5 protein-coding genes and 1 pseudogene are annotated in these 3,291 nt (G+C 45.2%); 2 read left to right on the top strand and 4 right to left on the bottom strand.

From position 1 onward, the window contains the following. The 3 genes from HKN88_00990 to HKN88_00980 all read right to left on the bottom strand — a co-directional run. Positions 1 to 586, bottom strand: a 586-nt coding sequence (locus HKN88_00990) for an extracellular solute-binding protein (protein ID NNC96624.1), incomplete at its 3' end; no start/stop codon positions are given. A gap of 171 nt (positions 587 to 757) precedes the next feature. Further along, on the bottom strand, positions 758 to 1,117 hold the full coding sequence (locus HKN88_00985; protein ID NNC96623.1) for a GFA family protein: 360 nt from the start codon (positions 1,115 to 1,117) through the stop codon (positions 758 to 760). Between the two features lie 3 nt (positions 1,118 to 1,120). Beyond that, positions 1,121 to 1,591 (bottom strand): GNAT family N-acetyltransferase, encoded by a 471-nt coding sequence (locus HKN88_00980; protein NNC96622.1) that lies wholly within the window; start codon positions 1,589 to 1,591, stop codon positions 1,121 to 1,123. Between the two features lie 65 nt (positions 1,592 to 1,656). Here HKN88_00980 and HKN88_00975 point away from each other — a divergent pair, with 65 nt between their 5' ends. Beyond that, positions 1,657 to 1,848, top strand: coding sequence for a CPXCG motif-containing cysteine-rich protein (locus tag HKN88_00975; protein ID NNC96621.1), 192 nt, complete (start codon positions 1,657 to 1,659; stop codon positions 1,846 to 1,848). A 134-nt stretch (positions 1,849 to 1,982) separates the two neighbouring features. Here the strand turns inward: HKN88_00975 and HKN88_00970 are convergent. Next, positions 1,983 to 2,321, bottom strand: a pseudogene (locus HKN88_00970) (mannonate dehydratase). Between the two features lie 258 nt (positions 2,322 to 2,579). Here HKN88_00970 and HKN88_00965 point away from each other — a divergent pair. Continuing rightward, positions 2,580 to 3,291: sodium:calcium exchanger (locus tag HKN88_00965; GenBank protein NNC96620.1), on the top strand; the 712-nt coding region annotated here is incomplete at its 3' end.

Raw genomic sequence — 3,291 nt, 5'->3', positions numbered from 1 at the left:
CCGTAATTATGTTTTCCGTAACTCCGGTGCCGTGGGTAGCGATGAGCATGGCGACCAATGACTGGTTATAAACTTTTTTCGATGTGCGCAAACATAATTTGCCATGCCACTTTTCATTAGCAAGATTTTCGTAAGTACTTAACTCTTCTGGCTTCACGCGCTCAACTGAATACACAATGGTACGTGCGCGTTGCGAAAACCCGAACCACTGCATATTCTCATCGCGTAAATTGGTCGGGATTGCCTTTTCAAGTACCTCTGATTCTAGCGACATGAACAAGTCCGCCTGGCTGGCGCGCCATAAATTTCCCGCATCTACCGTCATCAACACATCCGCTGGAGTTAACTCGGCTTCGGCCTTGAGCTTTTCAATCAAGGGTTCCGGTTTATCGGTCACAAACTTGACCCGAGTGCCGGTTTCAGCTTCATAAGCCTCGATCAGTGGCAGGATCAACTGCTCGTTTCTGGAAGAATACAAGACTAATTCCGACGACTCTGCCTGCTCAGCAGAATTAGATACGCTAGCTGAATGATCGCTTTTTTGCGTCTGATCGCAAGCAAATAGCGCAAACACAAGCACAAACATCAAGATTCGGGATATTTTGTTAAACATATAACTACCTGAATTTATTATGAAATATTGGTTCAGGCCACTATTCCAGGCCGAAACAATCTAAATCTAAATGAGAATATATCTCATTTAGATTTGCAGGTCTATGTTGCAACTCACTGAAATGGCACTGATGCTTAAATGTGTTTAGTCCAGAAAATTAAAAGTATCTGCCCCGTCAAACTGGCGCACCGGGATTTCTTTGATCGCCATGGGATCCATCATTCGGGCATTCACCGCCATGCGAGTAAATTTTTCCGGGTCAAGATTTTTCCAATGGGTGGTGCAACCGCAGTACTTGCAGGAACAAAAAGCCAAGGATTTGTCACCCCACACATAATTTATAAGGTCAGTTTGATCGCAATGAATTTCAATCTGGCTCGAATCGGCATATGCCCATAGTGCGCCAAGGCGACGACAGATAGAACAATTACAATCGTTCAGATACTCGGGAACAATCAAATACTCAAATTTAATCTTGCCGCAATGACATGCACCACGCAACATCACTTAACTCCTGGGCTTGGACTTAACCATGTACAGTCCGTTTTTAAATGGCATACCACCAGGATATTCGGTTAATACAAAGTCCATTTCTTTATAGGTTTTTACCGCATGCATATTTTTGGCGTACACCAAGACAGAAAATGCATCCACTCCAAGATCTTCACAACCCTTTTTGGCCATTGCATTGAGCAGAAATTTACCACAGCCTTTTTCCCTAAGCTCCGGTTTGACAACCAATCTGGCCAACTGACACCGACCCACACGTCGATACACTTGACCGAAGCCAATGAAATCATCTTGATCGTCCAGCAGCGAGTAAGAGATCAATTCAGAGAAATTGACGTCGGATAAAAAGGTTTCTGCCGTTACCGGATACTCGTATTTGTCTTGCTGCTTGATAAAAAGGTCGTTATCGGCGCTTAACCAGGAAACCAGCTCGACCAAATGCTCATTGGTAGATCTTATTAATCGCATAATATGTATTGTATCAATATTTTTCGATTAAACTGTAACCGGGTCACTTGCAATTAAATTTTACAATGCAACATTTACAGACTAAAAGGTCACATTGCCCGTATTGCGGGGAATCCATTGAACTTGTGATTGATACAAGTATTGAGACGCAAGAATATATTGAAGACTGTGAGGTGTGTTGTCAGCCGATGATTGTAGGCATACAGATTGACGCTGATGAATTTATTACACTTCAGGTTCGCAGTGAGAATGAATGATCTCAATTTCATTCACAGTTCGGGCATAGCGGTTTTGGGTATGACCGCACCGGCGTGTTGCACAACGGCACCGGCCAGTTTATGCCCATTGATTGCAGCCTCCTTGCACTCGTGACCGGCCAGACGTGCAGCAAGATAACCGGCATAAAGTTGTAACAAATGGTTTTGATTCCACACGCTGCCAGATTTTCCATTGAGGTAATCCAGTTTGTGATGTGAGCCTGATGGCCCGGGCGTGCGAGCTTGATGTCTTCATGCACCGGAATGCTTTCAACCACAGACCATTTAAGCGGCGCAAGACCGGTTTCACATTCCTCGATGAGTTTTTGATGCTGTCGAATGGCTTCCAGCGACCAGACTTCGCCGGTTGGTATCGTATGTAGTGCACTGACAATATCTGTGGCTCCGGTTTGCCTGATCTCGTCCAGGGTCACCGGATCATTGGGCCCAAACCACCTCCAGGATTCACGCATGACAATATTCCTGCCTGTAGAACTAATTAAGTTGTTTGTATCCTAACATTTTTTTTGCCCTGAATTTTCGAATCTCAGTACTACAGTAAATAGCTGGAAACCATTTGAAAAATGCCATAAAAGTCCGGATCTGAAAACCATTTTCCCGGATCTATGTGGATTCGAGTTGGCATAATCATTTAATGCATTTCGAGTCTGGCACACCCAAATTAGCAAAGGCATTCTATAATGGGGCTCGCCCTAAACAGTTTACAAGTCATGTTAAAACAAATTTTCATACTCATTCTGCTAGTTTCATTGTGGCACCCACCAGTTTTTGCCGACGGCGAAACCCATGCCACCCACTTCGTAGCTTTGGACGGGAATGACTCTAAGGATTGTCTCGATCCAGATTTACCCTGCAATAGTATCAAGTACGCGATCGACCAGGCGGCCAAGTCCAGTCACGTGCACATTGCAACTGGTACTTACGAGGTTGCTGCAGAAGACGTGGTGCATTTTCTCGGAGACAAAGTTCCTTTGATGGGCGGTTACACCACAGCGGACGGCTTTGCCAAACGTGACGACATCAACAATCCGGTAACTCTGCTTGGCATACCCTTCGAGTTTCGCGCACAAGTTGAAGCTCTTGGATTTAAAGTTGTTAGTGATAGCGCCGGTCTGAGCAGTCAACGTGTACAGGAAGTGGAAAAATTCACTGCCGCTTATCAACACGCTGCCACCGTTCAAAAAACGCAAGTGACTTGTCAAAACGGAGCGGCCGACGGATATGAATGCGCCAATATAGATCTTGTTGCACAATTGCCTTTACCTTCGTTCAGTAGTACTCCCAGCAGTGCGAGCGATATCTGGGGGCATGTGGATATGAACAATGGCAACGAGTACGCCTTAATGGGCTTAAACAATGGAATAGCGGTTGTCGACGTATCGGATCCGGCCAATCCAGTGGAAGTCGGAACAATTTCAGGCA

The organism is Gammaproteobacteria bacterium (assembly GCA_013001575.1).
Lineage (GTDB): Bacteria > Pseudomonadota > Gammaproteobacteria > Steroidobacterales > JABDMI01 > JABDMI01.
The sequence above is the reverse complement of the archived record's forward strand: the minus strand, read 5'-3'. Positions and strand labels throughout refer to the sequence as shown.